General features: G+C 68.0%; 12 protein-coding genes. 4 read left to right on the top strand and 8 right to left on the bottom strand.

Features of this window, described 5'->3' with window-relative positions:
* Positions 1–5: 5 nt before the first annotated feature.
* Both BLQ73_RS03805 and BLQ73_RS03800 read right to left on the bottom strand, forming a co-directional pair.
* Positions 6–626: a DUF305 domain-containing protein gene (locus BLQ73_RS03805; RefSeq protein ID WP_093168268.1), complete on the bottom strand. Its 621-nt coding sequence runs from the start codon at positions 624–626 to the stop codon at positions 6–8.
* A 143-nt stretch (positions 627–769) separates the two neighbouring features.
* On the bottom strand, positions 770–2,269 hold the full coding sequence (locus BLQ73_RS03800; RefSeq protein ID WP_093168267.1) for a DUF1996 domain-containing protein: 1,500 nt from the start codon (positions 2,267–2,269) through the stop codon (positions 770–772).
* A 478-nt stretch (positions 2,270–2,747) separates the two neighbouring features.
* Between BLQ73_RS03800 and BLQ73_RS03795 the strand changes: the two genes are divergently transcribed.
* Positions 2,748–4,607 (top strand): sigma-70 family RNA polymerase sigma factor, encoded by a 1,860-nt coding sequence (locus BLQ73_RS03795; protein WP_218125609.1) that lies wholly within the window; start codon positions 2,748–2,750, stop codon positions 4,605–4,607.
* A gap of 97 nt (positions 4,608–4,704) precedes the next feature.
* Here the strand turns inward: BLQ73_RS03795 and BLQ73_RS30940 are convergent, their stop codons facing one another.
* A complete protein-coding gene (locus BLQ73_RS30940; protein WP_143020107.1) occupies positions 4,705–4,884 on the bottom strand; it encodes a hypothetical protein in 180 nt (59 codons plus the stop codon).
* 8 nt (positions 4,885–4,892) lie between these two features.
* The gene (locus tag BLQ73_RS03790; protein WP_218125608.1) at positions 4,893–5,852 is read right to left on the bottom strand and encodes an MBL fold metallo-hydrolase; all 960 of its coding nucleotides are present in this window, start codon (positions 5,850–5,852) and stop codon (positions 4,893–4,895) included.
* 62 nt (positions 5,853–5,914) lie between these two features.
* On the opposite strand from BLQ73_RS03790, the gene BLQ73_RS03785 reads away from it, so the two are divergent.
* Positions 5,915–6,616: a TetR/AcrR family transcriptional regulator gene (locus BLQ73_RS03785; RefSeq protein WP_093168691.1), complete on the top strand. Its 702-nt coding sequence runs from the start codon at positions 5,915–5,917 to the stop codon at positions 6,614–6,616.
* A gap of 57 nt (positions 6,617–6,673) precedes the next feature.
* On the opposite strand, the gene efeB is transcribed toward BLQ73_RS03785, so the two are convergent.
* The 4 genes from efeB to BLQ73_RS03760 form a co-directional block, all read right to left on the bottom strand.
* On the bottom strand, positions 6,674–7,936 hold the full coding sequence (efeB, locus tag BLQ73_RS03780) for an iron uptake transporter deferrochelatase/peroxidase subunit (protein WP_093168265.1): 1,263 nt from the start codon (positions 7,934–7,936) through the stop codon (positions 6,674–6,676).
* Positions 7,933–9,954 (bottom strand): iron uptake transporter permease EfeU, encoded by a 2,022-nt coding sequence (gene efeU, locus BLQ73_RS03775; protein ID WP_218125607.1) that lies wholly within the window; start codon positions 9,952–9,954, stop codon positions 7,933–7,935. Before efeU ends, efeB begins: the two co-directional genes overlap by 4 nt.
* Before the next feature lie 240 nt (positions 9,955–10,194).
* The gene (locus tag BLQ73_RS03765; protein WP_093168263.1) at positions 10,195–13,836 is read right to left on the bottom strand and encodes an ATP-binding protein; all 3,642 of its coding nucleotides are present in this window, start codon (positions 13,834–13,836) and stop codon (positions 10,195–10,197) included.
* Complete coding sequence (locus BLQ73_RS03760) at positions 13,833–15,071, bottom strand: metallophosphoesterase family protein (RefSeq protein WP_093168262.1); 1,239 nt, start codon at positions 15,069–15,071, stop codon at positions 13,833–13,835. The genes BLQ73_RS03765 and BLQ73_RS03760 overlap by 4 nt, the downstream gene beginning before the upstream one ends.
* A 410-nt stretch (positions 15,072–15,481) precedes the next feature.
* Here BLQ73_RS03760 and BLQ73_RS30930 point away from each other — a divergent pair, with 410 nt between their 5' ends.
* A complete protein-coding gene (locus BLQ73_RS30930) occupies positions 15,482–15,925 on the top strand; it encodes a hypothetical protein (RefSeq protein WP_143020106.1) in 444 nt (147 codons plus the stop codon).
* 119 nt (positions 15,926–16,044) lie between these two features.
* On the top strand, positions 16,045–16,734 hold the full coding sequence (locus tag BLQ73_RS03755; protein ID WP_093168261.1) for a type 1 glutamine amidotransferase domain-containing protein: 690 nt from the start codon (positions 16,045–16,047) through the stop codon (positions 16,732–16,734).
* Positions 16,735–16,779 lie beyond the last annotated feature (45 nt).

Below are 16,779 nucleotides of genomic sequence, written 5' to 3'. Positions count from 1 at the left end.
TTTGTTCAGCGGCCCACGAGGGTGGCTTTGGGGGCGCCGGTGAGGCGGTCCAGGTCGGCGGCGCGGGCCCTGCCCACGGTGACGGCGAACGCCTTGGTGTCCCGGTCGGCTCCCGCGCCTTGTACGCCTTCCGCCAGCGAGACGGATTGCCGGAGGTACTCCCCGATGTGCTCGGTGAAGAACCGGTCGAACGCGGCGTCCTTCGTCCGGGTGCCGTCGCCCAGCTCGGCGATGGTGACCATGCCTGGCATGTTGTGCCCCGCGTGCATGTTAACGTCAGGCACGCCGGCCCGCCGCAGCAGGCTCTGCAGCGTGCGCAACTGGGCACGATGTTCGTTGCCCATCTGTGCGGCGAGTTGGACGATCAGGGGGTTCGAGGTCCTCCTGGGGGCCGCGTCGAATACGGGCAGCGCCTGTCGGGTCATCGGAATGATCAATTGCAGCCATGCGACGTCGGTGGCGTTGTAAGTCGCGGAGGTGGGGGCGGCCTGCGACTGGGACGTCGCGGCCACAGGCGGCCACCCGTGGCCGGCGGCCGAGTGGCTCGACGGTGCCGCGACGCATCGCGCGAGCAGTAGCAGGGTGAGCACGGCGAGCACCGGCAGGCCCACAGTGGCCGGTTTCATTGTCCCTCCGTTCCGGCCGACTGCCGGGTATGAGTCGGGGCCCGGCGATACGCCGGGCCCCGACTAGCGGTGATCACTCCTGTCACGTAGTCGGAGACATGCGACTGCGCCAGCGCTGCGTGCCGGGGAGCGACGGGGATCGGTTAGCGGCCCCAGCCGGGCGTGGTGCCGCACTTGGCGTTGGCGTTGATGCACACCTTTACGAGCGCGCCGAGTTTCTCCGGCTGCCACGCGTTCATGAAGTCCCCGTGCATCGAGGACGGCAGGCCAGACGACAGCGCCAGGCCGTCACCGCCGAGGGAGTTGTAGTTGACCATGAGCGAGATGTTGGGCACCGCAACCGGATAGGCGCCGGAGCACCTGCCGTCCTTCATCGGCCCCATGTGCGACTTGTGGTCAGGCGAATCGATGTGCTTGCCGTCCCAGCAGTCCTGGAACATCAGTTGGTAGATCAGGTTGCCGCCCTTTGCGCAAACAGGCCAGTTGCCGTCGGCGCTGCGTCCGATCTCCGCGCTGCCGGCGCACCAGAACTGGCCGGGGGCGCCCTTCCCCGTGGCTACCTGCCGCTTCGCATCGCCTTGCACAGCGACCAGACCCGGCGGGAAGGGCACGACGTCCGAGGGGTCCTTGAGCCGGGAGCCGTAGTACACGCGGAAGTCCTTCACCGGGACCGGAGTGCCGTTACGCGTCAGTTGCGGCACCCAGTAGGCGCTCTTGTCCCCAGGCGCGTTGCAGGTCGTGGAACTCGCGAGCAGGTCTTCCGGCGTGGTGGTCGCCGTCACCTTCGGACCGAAGAAGGTGTGCATGTGGGAGGCGCCAGGCAAGCCGGGCAGGACGATCGGGTCGTCCTTGAGCTCGTTGGACACCGTGCAGTCGGTGTGGAACTCGGGGACTCTCACGATGCCCGCGGGAACCGCCTGGGGTGTGACCTTGTTGTATGCGTCCAGGGCCTTCTTCCATTCGGCCTGGTTCACCGGCACCCAGCCGGCGGCAGGCGTGCCAGGGGTCGCGGGGGTGCTGGGCGTCGGCTGGGCCGGCTTGGTCGGGGTCGGAGGCGAGGTCGGGCGCGAGGTCGGGGTCGGGCGCGAGGTCGAGGTCGAAGTCGGGGTCGGGGTCGGGGTATCCGAGCCGGTGCCGAAGACCTGGAACTCCCACAACGAGACGCCGTACCGGCCGGACCGCTTGGTCGCATACAGCCGCACGTACCGGCCGGTGGCCGACACGTTGACGGTCTGGGCGCCGCCCCTGCCCGCCCTGGTGCTGTACACCGTCTTCCACGGGCCATTGGCGCTGACGGCGGTCTGGATCCGGAACGCCTTGGCGTACGAGCGTTCCCAGTTGATCACTATTTTTTCGATCGCGGTGGTCTTGCCCAGGTCCACCTGCAGCCACTGGGGGTCACTGAACTCGCTCGACCAGCGGGTGTTCGCCTTGCCGTCGACCGCAGCCGCCGCCGACAGGTCGCCGCGCTCCATCGAGGAGGCGGTGGCCGGACGGTTCTGCGACAGCGGGACCTCCGCCGCGCCGGCCGGAGCGGCGCCGTTCACCAGAGAAGCGCCCACGACGAGGGCGAGGACGCCCGAGAGCGCCAGGCGGCGGGCTCGCGGCGCCACCGAGGTGACACGCGGATCAGTCTGACTCATGAGGGGTGAAGTCCTTCGTAGTGGGATGGAATTGAGCGCAGGCCGCGTCTGTGATCAGCCGGTGACAGGGCGACTCGGGAGGTAACGGCATCGCGGAGAAGGTGTCATGTGAAGAGATGAGGAGGCCTCGGACGGAACCACTGCCACCACCACTGCCTGGGCGTTCGCCGACCCAGGGGGGCCGCTGCCCGCCTCGCACCGCCATCGTCACGCGCCTCTCGTGATCGTCGCATCCGGCATCCGGACGCACTCGCTCGTGTACTGGAGACCGTGGAGCGAGGCGGCGACAACAGAAACTTCGCGACATTGCGGATTTTTGTTATTCGTGACCCCCGTCCGGGGTCTTCCTTGATGGAGACGCGCGGTGTGCTCCCGCGGGGTTGGATGTGCCCTGGGCCAAACGTGCAGGCGCGAACCAACCGATAGGAAGTAGAGGGTTATGCCGGGAACCGGTAGGGGCGGACCTGACACGGCATTGGTGACTGCCGCACGCGACGGAGACCAGCAGGCCCTGGACTCCCTGGTGGCCGACTCGCTCCCCCTCGTCTACAACATCGTCGGGCGGGCGCTCAACGGGCACAGTGACGTCGATGACGTGGTTCAGGAGACACTGCTCCGGGTCGTGCACGGCCTCTCCGGCCTTCGCGACCCGAAGGCGTACCGATCCTGGCTGGTGGCCATCACCGTACGGCAGGTGCGCGACCACGAGCAGGACCGCCGTACCACCCAGTACCGCAGGGAGAACCTCGACAGCGCCGACGAGGTGGCCGACCCGGCCTCCGACTTCGCCACGTTGACCATCCTGCGGCTCGGTCTCACCGATCAGCGCCGTGAAGTGGCCGAGGCCACCCACTGGCTGGACCACGACGACCGGGGACTGCTCTCCCTGTGGTGGCTGGAGGAGACCGGAGAGCTGGATCGGGCCGGCCTCGCGAGTGCCCTCGGTCTGTCCAGCCGGCACGCCGCCGTCCGCGTTCAGCGGATGAAGGAGCAGATCCACACGGCCCGCATCGTCGTCCGCGTGCTGCAGGCCGACCCTCGGTGCCCAGACCTGCGCACCCTCGCCTGGAGCTGGGACGGCGTGCGCAACCCTCTGTGGCGCAAACGGTTCGCCAGGCACGTCCGCGACTGCGTGACCTGCGGGCGGCACACCGTCGGCATGCTGCCCATCGACCGCCTGCTCGTCGGGCTGCCGCTGGTGCCGCTGCCGGCCGGGTTCCTGTTGGACCAATTGCCGACCGTCGCCGGAGCGGTCCAGCACGTCGCCGTCCAACTGCCCCTCGCCTCCGGCGGCCATCAGGCCGCCCAGGCCCTTCCGCCGCCGCGCGGCATGTGGCACTCCCTGACCCACAACCCTGTCGCCGGGGCAGCCGCCATCGCCGGGGTGGCCCTTGTGATCACGGGCGCCATCGTGGCTGGGCAGCTCATCGGCCCCGTCAACCCGCCACCACAGGCGGCACCCCATACGAGCTTTACGGCATCCCCATCCCCGTCCACGCCCACCGTGTCACCCAGCCGACCCGCCGCCTCCCCCTCCTCCGCCCGGACGCCCAAGCCGGTCAGGATGAAAGGCTCCGCCGGCCCGACGTCGGCGACGCCCGTACGGGCCTCCTCGAGGAAGGGGGTGGGCGTGTGGGACATGCCCGGGTTCAGCAGGGCGCTCGCCAACTCCGGTGCGCGCTGGTACCACACGTGGTCCACCGTCCCGAAGGGCCCCGGCATACGAGCGGAGTTCGTGCCGACGATCTGGGGACCGGGAAGCGTCACCAAGGAGAACCTCGCCCAGGCGAAGGCCGCTGGGCCCTACCTTCTGAGCTTCAACGAGCCGGATATTGCCGAACAGGCCAATATGACGGTTGAGCAGGCCCTGGATCTGTGGCCCCAGCTCATGAAGGCGGGAAAGGTGCTCGGCAGCCCCGGCGTCGCGTTCGGCGGGGCCACTCCGGACGGCTGGCTGGATCGGTTCATGAAGGGAGCGGCCGAACGGGACTACCGCGTCGACTTCATCACCCTGCACTGGTACGGCGCGGACTTCCGCACCGGGGCGGCCGTCCAGCAGCTCAAGACCTACATCCAGGCGGTCTACAAGCGCTACCGCAAACCCATCTGGCTCACCGAGTACGCGCTGATCGACTTTTCGAAGGGCACCCGCTACGCCAGCGATGCGCAGCAGGCGGCCTTCCTCACGGCCTCCACAGAGATGCTCGCATCCCTCCCCTACGTCCAGCGTTACGCGTGGTTCGGGCTGCCCTCCGAGGCCGGTAAAAAGGGCAGCGGGCTGTTCCGCAGCGATGGACAGGCGACCCTGACCGGCCGCGCCTTCCAAAAAGCCCGCTGATCGTCCCCGAGCGAGAGGCGGTAACGCGCCACGGGTAGGGCGGTCGTGCTCGCTGCGCGACACTGCGATCACACTGCGATCAACGGGCCGGGGTCGCTCATGCGTTCTCCGGTTCTGGTGCGGGGGTGTACGCGGTCGTCGGCGACCCGGGCGGTGCGTGCCGCGCGAGGTCGTCCGCCATCGTGGCGTGGATGGTCTCCATGGCCTGGGAGGCCCGGGGGTATCCGATGTAGCCGGCCAGGAGCGTCACCGTACCCGGTGCGGGTCGCGCGCTCATGCGGCCCATCACCGCTCAGCGCTGTCGTAGAAGGCGCGGGCGGCAAAGCCGATCCACTCGGGCCGCTCCCAGGTGGCCCAGCGGGCGCGGGCGTCCTTGTCGATCTCCGCCGCCGTCTCGTCGGCGGAGGCGCCGGCCGCCCGCAGCCGCGCGGCCTCCCCGCGCACGTAGTCGAGGTAGTCGCGGACGTCGCGGATCAGCGAGGTGTCGGCCACTTCGCCGTGGCCGGGCACGACGATCTCGGCGTCGAGGGCGATCAGCTCGTCGAGCACGCCGATCCAGCCCCCGCCGTCCACGTCCACGTCGTAGGGCGGGAAGTACGGCGCGATCGGAAAGATACGGGTCTCGAACAGGTCGCCCCCGAACAGCACCCGGTCGTCGATCAGGATGACCTGGTCGGAGCCCGTGTGCGCCGGCCCGACGGCACGCAGCACGGCCCTGCGTCCACCTAGGTCGATCTCGGCCTCGCCCTCGTAGACCAGGTCGGGATCGACGAGCTCGACGTCCTGGAGCTCAGCCGCGGCGGCGGGGCTCAGGTCCTTGAACATGTCGATGTAGGCGGCGCCCTTGCGGTGCAGCTCCGCGCGCTGGGGGGCGTTGTAGACGATCGTCGCGGCGCCCTTGAATGCCTGCGCCCCGAACCCGTGCTCGGGGTGGAAATGCGTGACGGTCATGTATAGGTGCCGCTCGCCGGCCAGGCGCCGGGCCTGCTCCAGGACGTAGGCGCCGTTACGGGGGCCCATACCGGTGTCGATGACCAGCGCGGCGTGCGTGCCCATGACGATGCCGACGTTCGGGACGAGCTCGATCCGGTTGTCGGGGATGACGTACACGCCGTCGGACACCTCGACGGGCTCGCCTCGCACGATCGGCGGCGGGCTCATCCGTACGTCGGGGAGGTCGCTCTGGCCGGGCAACGGGACGCCCGGGGTCGGCGGGGAATCGGTGGGGCACATGACCCAGTCCAATCTGAACAGTGTTGAGATTCCTGGGAGCGTAGCACGGATCTGAGCAGTGCTAAGATTGAGTGGTGACAAAGGGCCGATATCACCACGGGGACCTGCACAGCGCGCTGCTGGACGCCGCCGAGGCACTCGTACGCGAGCGCGGGGCCGACGGCTGGTCCCTGCGGGAGGCTTCGGCTCGGGTCGGCGTCAGCCCCAGCGCCTCCTACCACCACTTCGCCTCACGCGACACGCTGGTCCGCGCTCTGTCCGAGCGGACACTCGCCTGGCTCGGGGAGCGCCTGAGACAGGAGTGCGAGCGGGCGCCGGGCCGGCGGAACGACCCCCAGCAGCGCCTGATCGCCCTGGGGCGCGGCTATGTCAACTGGGCGCTCGAAGACCCGGCCGTCGCTCGGCTCGTCCTGCGCGGCGGCGCCACTGGCCCGCACTCGTCCATCCCCACCCACCCGCACGACGTGCTCACCGCGGAGCTCGACCGGCTCGCGGAGGCCGGCGGCCTGCCCGCCCTCGCACGCCCGGGAGCCGAGTTCGTGCTGTGGGCGGCGATCCACGGACTGGCCGTGCTGCTCACAGACGGCCTGATCCACATCGACGGCTCACGGGCGGTCGATGTCCAGACCGAGCGCGTGGTCCGCGCCGCGCTCAACGGCCTGGCCCAGGAGACGTCCCCTGCGGCGGGCTGGCCGGCGGCGCACTCGGCCCACACCGAACGCCTGGCCCGCCACCGATCCAGCCAATCCACCCCCGAGGTCGATGAAAACCACTGAAAGCGCGCCTACCCGATGGAGGGAGAGGGCAGGCATTGTCTGCGAACCGACTGATCGTCAGCTTCCGAGAAGGCCGCGCCCCAACCAGTCGGAAGCGCCCTGAACGCCGGGCAGGACGAAGAAGTAGCCGCCGCCCGTCGGGGTGATGTAGTCGACCAGCGGCTCGTCGACGAGCCGCTCCTGGGTGGCCTCGAACTGCCGTTCCACGTCCTGCTGGTAGCAGCAGAAGGCCAGGCCCATGTCCAGGTTGCCGACTTTGTCGACCCCGCGGTCGTAGTTGTATCCGCGGCGCAGCATGCGTGCGCCGTCGGTCTGCGGGACCCGCGGATTGGCCAGGCGGATGTGGGCGTCCAGCGGGATCGCCTCCCCGTCCGGGTCCCTGGAGTAGTCGGGCACGTCGTCCTCGCGTCCACCGTCCAGGGGAGCGCCGGTGTCGCGTCTGCGTCCGATCATCTTCTCCTGCTCGGCCAGCGAGACCCGGTCCCAGAACTCCACCAGCATGCGGATGATCCTGATCACCTGGTAGCTGCCGCCGACCGCCCACGGCGGCTCGCCGCCTCCCGTCACCCACACGAGCTGGTCCATCTCGCGTGCCGAGGCGACGTCCGGGTTGGCGATGCCGTCCTTGAACCCGAGGAAGTTGCGCTGCGTGCCCGTGGGGCGGGACGGATTGGCGAACCCGTCGACACGCCACTTGATCTGCATCCCGCCACGGGTGTGGCGGGCGATGTCGCGCAGAGCGTGCAGGACGGTGTCCATGTGCCCGGCACAGATCTGCAGCGATAGGTCACCGTGGCATTCCGCGGGATCGAGGTCGTCGTTGGGGAAGGTACGCATCGGCTTGAGACGCCGCGGTTTCAACGCGGCCAGTCCGTAGCGGTCGTCGAAGAGGGAACTCCCCACCCCGACGGTGACGGTGAGATCGTCGGCGGGGATCTCCGGACCGAGGATGCCGCTGTCCGAGGGCGGCGCGCCGACGCCGAGGTCCTCCGGCACTCCACCCCGGGTCAGGAACCGGGCCCGCTCGGTGATCGTGCGCATGAGGTCGGCCAGCTCACCGCGGTCGCCGGCGATCACGTCGAAGGACACGAAGGCCGCCGCGGGCGGCGGGGGCGTGGTGATCCCCGCCTGGTGGGCACCGTGGAACGGTACGGCTGCGCCGCCGCTCGCGGCCGTCTCCGTGGCCGTGGCCGACGCGCTCGCGGTCACGGCTCCGGTGAGCCCCCCACTGGCGAGCCCGCCGCCGGCGAGCACCGCCCCGGTGCCGAGCACCGCCTTGACGAAGCCGCGGCGACCCGTCGTCGAGTACTTGTCGTTCATGAGGCTTTCCGAATCTCCAGCAGGTTGGGGATCGGCGCCAGCTCCTCAAGGAGTTGGCTCACCGTGCCGTTGAGCCGCTGCCGGGCGGCGGGAGAGAAGGCTTCGACAGGGGTCCACTCCCCTGTGTCGGTCTGCGCTGCTTTCACCAGCTCCGCCGTACGCTTCATCCACAGATCGACCGCGGGGACGACCTGGGGATTGCGTGCGTCGACGAGCGGGCGCAGCAGATCCAGGAGCGTCCGGGTGCCGTCGAGGTTGGCCTGTGCCGTGGCCAGTGTGCTGCCGCTGCCGTAATCCGCGGCCCCGGTGAGCTCGTGCTGCAGAGTGTTCTCCAGGATCTCGTGCGTGCGCAGAGGCAGGTCGCCGGCCTGGAAGTCCTGGGTGGGGAAGCTCTTGCGGAGCGCGTCCACGTCGTCGGTGAGCCGCTTGGCCACGTCGGCCAGGGATTTCGCCGGCTCGCCGTGCCACAGGCCGTACTCCAGACGGTGGAAACCGGTGAAGTCGGCGTCCTTCACCCCCTCGGCCAACCCCGCCGCACGCCCGTTGATCTTCGCGTCGAAATCTTCGAATGTGCCGTACGCGGCTCCGAGCGAGGCATAGCGCAGGTGAGCGGGAAGCCAGTCCCTGCGGGCCTGTTCGAGGTCGCCCGCCTCGATGTCGCGTTGGAGCCCGCGCGTCTCGGCCGCCAACTCGGCCAGACCCTTGTCCACGTAGGCGCGGTAGGACGCCAGCGGCGCGGCGAGGTCCCGCTCCGACACCGGGACGACCGCGGCCACCGCGCCGCCGGCGTTGACGCGGACACTCGCGGAGGTGACCACGCTTCCGTCGTTGGGCACGCACCGCCAGGCGTAGGAGCCGGCGCCGATCGTGGCGACCAGGCTGCGCGTGGTGCCGGGCGCGACGCCCTCCACCTCGCCGTAGACGGCGTTGGTGGTCGGGTCGAGTAAGTACACCTCGGCGGTGCGGTCGCCGGTGTTGCGGACCTGGAAGGTCTGGCGGCCCGGGGCGGGAGGCGTGAAGCCTTTGCCGCAGTCCTGCGCCGAGACCAGGATCACCGGCGTGTCCGAGGTCGTCTTCCCGCCGAGCACCGCGATGACGGCGCCCGCCGCGACGACCGGCACGGCCACCACGGCCACTGGAACGGTCCAACTCGGCAGCCGCCGCTTCCGCCCCTCCGCGGGCGCGGGCCGGGCGGCGGGTACGGCGGAGCGCGACCGGCGGAGGAACACCGTCATCGTGATCGCCGCGTACCCTGCATACGCGATGACCTGGAGCCAGGTCATCGCCGGGGTGAGGTTGAGCGTCCCCTGCACCAACGTGGCGTACCAAGAGCCGGGATCGATGCTCCCCGACACGTCGAAGGCGAATGAGCCGGCGCCGGGCAGCAGCCCGCTCGCCTGCAGATCGCGCACGCCGTACCCCAGCACACCGGCGGCGATGACGATGAGCACCGTGCCGGTGACCGTGAAGAACCTGGTCAGGTTGATCTTCAACACGCGCCGGTACAGGCCCCAGCACAGCCCCGCGGCCAGCAGCAGGCCACCCGCCGCCCCGACCAGCGGCCCGACCGACTCCCCCGCCGCCTGAGCCGTCGTCCACAGGAACAGCGCCGTCTCCAGCCCCTCCCTGCCGGTCGCCAGGAACGAGGTGACCACCAGGACACCCGCCCCCATCGACAGCGCGGCCTGCACCTTCTCCTTCAACTCGCCGGAGAGACTGCGCGCCGAACGGCGCATCCAGAACACCATCGCGGTCACGAAGACCACCGCGACCAGACTCAGCGTGCCCGCGAACGCCTCCTGGGCCTTACCGGTCAGATTCGCCGACGTGAACGTGAGAACGGCGCCGAAGCCCATCGCCAGGGCGACGGCCGCGAGAGCCCCCGTCCACACGTGCGGCAGCCTGGCCCGCTGGTCGGACCGCACAAGCGTGGCGACGAGGACAGAGACGATCAGCCCTGCTTCCAGCCCTTCACGCAAGCCGATCAGAAAGCTGGGAAACGCGTTGTCCCACACCATCAGTCCTTTCGGGGGGAACCTCAGCCATGACCCGGATAGTGTAGGCAAACCTAACTTCACCTCCCCTCCGGCCCCCCTCCGTGAACCACCACCGCCGACGCGAGGATCACGCGCACTATGCCAGGGGCGAGGCGGCCGAGGTCTACCCCGACGTCGCTGAGCTCAGCGGCCGCCCTGCGCGGGATCTGACCGACTTTGCACGTGACTGCGTCCTTGCAGTCGGGCAGTTGAAGCCCGATCTCATTGCCCCGCACATGTCCTGCACTGAACAGGTGGCCTACCCCGTCCCGAGTAGGCGACGGGTGCTCCGCACGTGCGGCAGGCGCGCTCCCCATTGATCAAGCGGTGGGACGGCTCTCGCTCCACGGGTTTATGCGGCTTCCCATTCCTTGCCGGCCTTACCGGGACGAACTCCGGCAAGGAGTGAATGTGCACACGGCCGCGTGGGATCGCCCGCAGGGCAAGGTCGGTGAGGTGCTCGTGGTGGGTGAACACGATCACCTGGAACTGGTCCGCCATCTCATCCAGCACTGACAGCGCGGCGCGAGCACGCTGGTCGTCGAAGGTCATGAAGATGTCGTCGACGGCGAAGGGAAGCGTTCTGCCCTCCTCGGCGTAACCCTCCAAGGTGGCAAGGCGTAGTGCCAGGTAGAGCTGGTCGGCGGTGGCTTCACTGAGCTCGTCGACGCGAAGGGGGCCGCGCTCGGGGGAAAGCGCCAGCACAACCGGAGAGGGGCTCTCGTCATCGAGCCCCAGATCGCTGAACCGACCCAAGGTCAACTTCTGGAACAGCGCCCCGGCACGGATGAGAACCGGACTCTGCTGTGACTCGCGGTAGTCCTCGATCTGGCGGAACAGAATGGCGCGAGCGATCTCCAGCCGCAGATACTCCTCCGTCTCTTCGACCAGGATCGCGATGGCATTCTCCATCTCCTCGGCGGCTTGGGCGGCGAGGGCGGATCCGTCGATCCGCTGGAGATCCGCTTTCGTCAACCCCAGAAGGCGGGACTGCTCGTCGCGCTCCCGGTCCCGCTGATCGATCGAATCGCGCACTCGGCCCAGCTGCGCGGCGAGCTCGTCGAGATCCGTTCGCTGCGCCTTCTCCATGAGCTCGTCCAGATCCTCGCCGGTTGTGACGATCGTGTCGGTCACCCCGGAGAGGGTATGCGCCAGCCCGTCGTGTCGGCCACGGCGCCCCACCGCCGCTTCGAGATCTTCAAAGCTCTCCATCCCGGCCGTCGATACGAGCGCGCCGAGCTCTGCCTCTGCTCCCTGGGCGGACGAACGGCAGCGATCGACTTCCTTGTCGAGCCGCTCCTGATCGGCAAGCAGGGACGCCCGCTTGTCCGCCATTGCGAGATTTTTCCGGGCGCTGGCCTGGAGCGTGTCCGTCAACAGGTAGCGCTCGGTCTCCTCCTCGGGCACCGAATATCCGCATGCGGCGGCCGTCGTCTGAAGCAGCGCGTGGAACCGGTTCACTTTCTCAGCGGCCCGCGAAGACTCGCCTTCACTCTTGGCGGCCTGATCTGCCTTGTCCGAGACTTCCCTGAGCGACTCAAGGGCGGCAAGGGCCGCGTCCGTATCCTGTTCGGTCGGCAGGCCGATCTGGGCAAGCAGCCGCTCCCAGTCGGCCTCCCATTCGGTCAGCTCGTGCTCGTGCTCGGCGACGCGCTCACTCGTCTCGTCAAGTTCAGCGCGCTCAAGTGCCACACGCTCCTCCTGCGCGGCCCGATCCCCGAGGACCTTCTGCTGCGCCCGCAGCCGTTGCTCCACGATTTCCAGCAGGTTGGGCAGTGAGGCCAGGACACTGTCGACGCCGAGGCCTGCCGTGGCATCCACGTCCTCCGGATCCCGCAGAACCTCCCGCAACCGCGTGATGTGCTGGACCACCTGGGCGTGGAGGGCGGCATGCCTCGTGTCCGCGTCGCAGAGGTCATCGACCGTCTCTCGGAGCTTGCCGGCCTCCTCCAGGACAGCCGCGGCACCGTCGGGCTTGGGAAGCGGACCGGGGAACTCCTGCCAGAGACAGCCCCATTCCGAGTCGAGCTCGTGCTCTTGGCCTCTGAGATCCACCTGATCGCCAGCGAGCCGGACTAGTTCCTGCTCGCCCTTTGCGATATCCAGCTCCAGTTGCAGGCGGACGTTCGCCTTCTGCGCGTCACGCCGCATCTGGTCCGCGAACTGGTCGGCCCTGTTCACGGCGATTTCGAACTCCTCTGCCAAACGAGCGTCCGCTTCCCGACCCTCGCGCAGCCGCCGCCACAGTTCATCGCGCTCCGATCGGGCGGACGCCAACTCCTCCTCGGTCGGGGGAGGGTCGTTCCGCAGCAGCGAATCGAGCTCCAGCCGCTTCTCCTCCAACTGCTGCCCGCACTTCTTGATCCTCTTTGTGAGTTCGCGCCGCTCGCGCTTGAGCTCGTTACGCATTTCCATATGCGCGTCGAGCTGCGAACGTGACGGTGTCGCCAGCGAAGCACCGTCTTCCATCCGCACATCACGTAACCGCAGCCGATGCAGCATCTGCTCGGCCCGCCTGCGGTGCCGCATCCGGTCCTCGTCCGCCGCCGAAAGCCCGTTGAGCAGGTCCTTCGGAACGGCATCGAGGGCCGCGCGAAGCGGGCCGATGTCTTCGACCGGTGGGAACGCGGCCAGCTTCTTTTCCGCGCCTTCCAGCTTGCGCCGCCGTACGGCCAGCGCCCCACGGCTCTGACTGAGGCTGCTGTCGATCCGTATGCGCTGCTCACGGAGATCCTCAGCCGTGCCGCGCACCGACTTGGACACCCGATAACGCGACGTCTCGCTGAGCGCAGCATCGGGATGCACGTACTGCAACAGCTTCTCTGCCTCGTCCCGAAGCCTGGCCGCCTCCTCAAGATGTCTGCTGAGGAGCTGGGCCGCGTCTCGGACGGCGTTGCGGTCCTTGAAAAGACCATCGATCGTGTCAGCATGGGCCAGGAGATCGTCGTCAACAACGATCTCGGCCAAGGTTTCGCGGACGTGTCTCAGGTCCTCTTCCCTCGCAGCCGAACGGGTTCTCGCCTCGTCCAGTTCGTGAAGGAGAGCGGGGAGGCGGTCGGCGGCCTCGGCCGGGGCCAGAGCTCCCTCCGCGCATACAGCCTCCATCTCGTCAAGAAGCTGCCGGCGCCGAAGCAGCGCGGGAAGCGCCTGATCAAGCCGGGCGAGCCGAGACTGGGCACTTCGCAGCTCCATCAGCTCACCGGAGAGCTCGTCGAACCGCCTTTGCGCCGCCTCGACCTTCATTTCCAGGTCCCGGTACGCCTCTGGTCGCACCAACGCGCTGTTCCTGCGATCCCGGGCGTTCTTCAGAACGCTGAGCTGATGGTTGATCCTCGGCTTTGAGGCGCGTCGTTCCTTGTAGAGGTCACCGATACGCGCGTTGATCTCCTGCAGGGCTCTGGTGAGGCGCAGCCCGGATCGCGAGGCGGCCAGGGCCTGCCCAAAGTCTCCCTTGCCCTGCACCAGGGCTCGGCCGCCCTCCCGTAGCTCGTGGCTGTTCAAGGCGAACACGGTGGTGAAGGTGCCCCGATCGACGCCGGCCAGAGCGGACGCCAGACGCTCCCCGGTGAGGGGGAAACCATCCGGGCTTTGGAGCGGTGATTTGCGGCTCTTGGTCCTTACGAGTTCCAAGGTGCCGCCGCCGTACCGGATGAGGGCACCGAGCCGCAGCTCGGACTTCGGGTGGACGAAGTCGTACGGCGTCTGCATATCGATGCCGTAGAGGAGCTGATCGAGCGCACGAAGGGCGGTGGACTTACCGGCCTCGTTGGGGCCGCAGATCACGTGCACACCGGGGGCGGACAGGTCCAGGGTCCGGTCCGTGAACGGGCCGAACGCGGCGAGGTCGAGGCGATCGATTCTCATCGGCTCTCTCCAGCTTCCGAGACGAGAGATTCGAGCAGTGCGACGGCCTCATCGCCGATTCGGCCCAACCAATCGGAGTCCGCGGGATCTATCCGCCCCTCGCCCCAGACCTCGGCCGACAGCGAGCCGCTGAGCAAGGGCGTTCTAGTGACCAACTGACGGAACACATCCTCATCCGCACGTAGCTCGGCAGCAGTGCGGGCCAGGTCAGCGAGCAGACCCGCTGCCCCCTCATCGGGGCTGTCCGGTAGTCGGGTCTCGATCCGCACCTTCTCCACCCACACGCCGCTGAGTTCGTTGGCCAGCATGCGGACGTCGTTGACGAGCTGGTACTGCTCGCGCCACAGACGGAGGTGAGCCTCGCTCCTGCCGACGAGACTGACTCGGACGGCATGCAGACGTCCAGACTCCATCGCCCTGAGCTGCGCCGCCACCAGATCGACCACCGCGTCGGGATCAGCTGCTTCAGAGACATCGACCTTCAGATGCTCCCAGCGTGCGACGTCCAGGTCGTGGTGCTGCACAGAGGACACGCGGAGGTCGTCGACCTCGACGATGGTGCAGCCCTTCGGCCCTGTCTCACGTGCATGCCGACCCTGCGCGTTGCCGGGAAAAACGATCCACGGGTCCTGCGACACGACCTCCCGCTTGTGCACATGGCCCAGGGCCCAGTAGTCATATCCCTTGGCCGCGAGATGCTCCACCGAGCACGGCGCATAGAGCTCGTGCCCTTCCCTGCCACCCAGTGCGGTGTGCAGCAGGCCCACGTTGAAGAGGCCGGCACAGGGCTCGGGATAGGTGATCGCGAGGTTGTCGGAGACATCACGTTGCTTGAAACTCTGCCCGTGAACGGCCAGCCCAAGGCCCTCGTCCCGTCTCGTCTCGGGGCCATCGGCTTCGAGCATGAAGACCGTGGAGGGCAGCCGCAGGCTTCGCGTCATCCTGTTCTGTGCGTCGTGATTACCGGAGACCATGTACACGGGGATCCCGGCCTCCCGAAGCTCGGACATGCAACGAACGAAGAAGAGCCCCGTCTGATAGTCCCGCCAGTCTCCGTCGTAGATATCTCCCGCCAGCAGCACTGCGTCAACGGGCTCGGACTCGGCGAGCGAGACCAGGTTCTCAAGCGCCCGTCGTGAGGCCGTGCGCAGATCGTCGGCGGGCGCCCCTTCGTACGTGGACAACCCCCGCAGCGGGCTGTCGATATGAAGATCAGCAGCATGGAGGAGTTTCACGAAAGCCTGCTTTCGCCGGTATCGAAGCTGTGATCCATGATGATGCCGTGAAGTCGCGTCGTAGATATGCCTTTCAGAGAAAGAAGTGAACCGTTCCAATGGGCCAAAGCGGCAGCGATATGGAGCCCCAGGTGGGGCGTGATCGACGGAGCGGCTTCCGTTCCTCGCCATGCGCATTTGCACTGCGACTCCCCCGACTCGCTTCCAGTCCCGGTAGCCCCTGGTTCCGAAATACCGACCCTTGTTGACGCGGGCCGACCCGGCGATGTTCTCATCGGCGTTGATCGGCTGTGAACCGTGTTTCAATACGGCGCACCCTCAGGTGTCGGTGTCCCTGGGGCGGCAGCCGGTCCACGCATATGCTGATCCCACATTGCACTCACGCCTACAGCGGTGCGAACCTAACGGGCATGCACCACGAGACGCTGGTAGGCCTCTGGGACAGCCAGCCCTATGACCTCGGATCCTTGGAGTCCAGTTGGCTGGGATTCCTGCAGGATGGCCGCGGCTGGAGCGCATGGGCGAATCTCGCCGGCGCAATGGACGTCAGCCGCTTTCATTGGCACTGCCCCGAACCTGACGTTCTAGTGTTGCGCTGCACATGGCAGGCTTCCGGTGGATGGCAAGGTACGGAAGGTCCACTCCGATTCAGCTCGATCGACGACCAAGGGCCAGGCGGCGAGGTGCTGAAGACCGGATACACCATCAGACCGGATGAGATCCCGGCGGCTGGGCAACCGTCCACTGCTCTGCTTTTAGAGAAACACGTGCAGTTCTGCTCGACCTACGCTCTCATCAAGCGCGAGCTGTTCCCGAATGACGATCCCGCCCACGGCCTCGCACCATGGCCATGAAGATGTTCGATCGCAGATCGACCCCATAGATCCCACGATCTCCATGCCACGAACCGGCGGCTCCTACACTTGTAGGTCCTTCGATTTCATGCCTGGCCGAGGACGTTTGGAGGAAAGTCATGAAGGTTCTCATCGTTCTCACCTCGCACGACGAGCTGGGAGACACCGGCCGTAAGACCGGGTTCTGGCTGGAGGAGTTGGCGGCGCCGTATTACCGCTTCAAGGAGGCCGGCTGGGAGGTCGTGCTCGCCTCTCCCTGGGGCGGTCGGCCGCCGTTGGACCCGAAGAGCAACGAGCCCGGCTTCCAGACCGACCAGACCCGGCGCTTCGACGCCGACCCGGAGGCCACCGCGGCGCTGGCGGACACCGTGCGCCTGGACTCGGTGCCGGCCGACGGCTTCGACACGGTCTTCTACCCCGGCGGTCACGGCCCGCTCTGGGATCTGGCCGAGGACGCCGACTCGGTGCGGCTGATCGAGACGACGCTGCGCTCGGGCAGGCCGCTCGCTCTGGTGTGCCACGCCCCCGGCGTCCTGCGCCACGCGGTCGACGAGGACGGCATGCCGCTGGTCCGGGGCAGGCGGGTCACCGGGTTCGCCAACTCCGAGGAGGAGGCGGTCCAGCTCACCGAGGTCGTCCCCTTCCTGGTCGAGGACGAGCTCAAGGGCCTGGGAGGCATCTATTCCAAGGCCGGTGACTGGGAGCCTTACGTCGTGGAGGACGGTCTGCTGATCACCGGGCAGAACCCGGCCTCCTCGGCCCCGGCGGCCGACGCCCTGATCAAGCTGGTCAACACGGGCGGGGCGTAAGCCGTACGTGGCCACCGAGGGCGTGAAGCCGCTGGTCAGGGGGTG

This window comes from Sinosporangium album (assembly GCF_900100605.1).
GTDB lineage: Bacteria > Actinomycetota > Actinomycetes > Streptosporangiales > Streptosporangiaceae > Sinosporangium > Sinosporangium album.
The sequence above is the reverse complement of the archived record's forward strand: the minus strand, read 5'-3'. Positions and strand labels throughout refer to the sequence as shown.

Excerpts from the sequence above, each read along its gene's own strand:
- BLQ73_RS30930 (WP_143020106.1), top strand. The coding sequence starts at position 15,482 with ATGCACCACGAGACGCTGGTAGGCCTCTGGGACAGCCAGCCCTATGAC.
- efeU (WP_218125607.1), bottom strand. The coding sequence starts at position 9,954 with ATGGTGTGGGACAACGCGTTTCCCAGCTTTCTGATCGGCTTGCGTGAA.
- BLQ73_RS03805 (WP_093168268.1), bottom strand. The coding sequence starts at position 626 with ATGAAACCGGCCACTGTGGGCCTGCCGGTGCTCGCCGTGCTCACCCTG.
- efeB (WP_093168265.1), bottom strand. The coding sequence starts at position 7,936 with ATGAACGACAAGTACTCGACGACGGGTCGCCGCGGCTTCGTCAAGGCG.
- BLQ73_RS03800 (WP_093168267.1), bottom strand. The coding sequence starts at position 2,269 with ATGAGTCAGACTGATCCGCGTGTCACCTCGGTGGCGCCGCGAGCCCGC.
- BLQ73_RS30940 (WP_143020107.1), bottom strand. The coding sequence starts at position 4,884 with ATGAGCGCGCGACCCGCACCGGGTACGGTGACGCTCCTGGCCGGCTAC.
- BLQ73_RS03765 (WP_093168263.1), bottom strand. The coding sequence starts at position 13,836 with ATGAGAATCGATCGCCTCGACCTCGCCGCGTTCGGCCCGTTCACGGAC.
- BLQ73_RS03755 (WP_093168261.1), top strand. The coding sequence starts at position 16,045 with ATGAAGGTTCTCATCGTTCTCACCTCGCACGACGAGCTGGGAGACACC.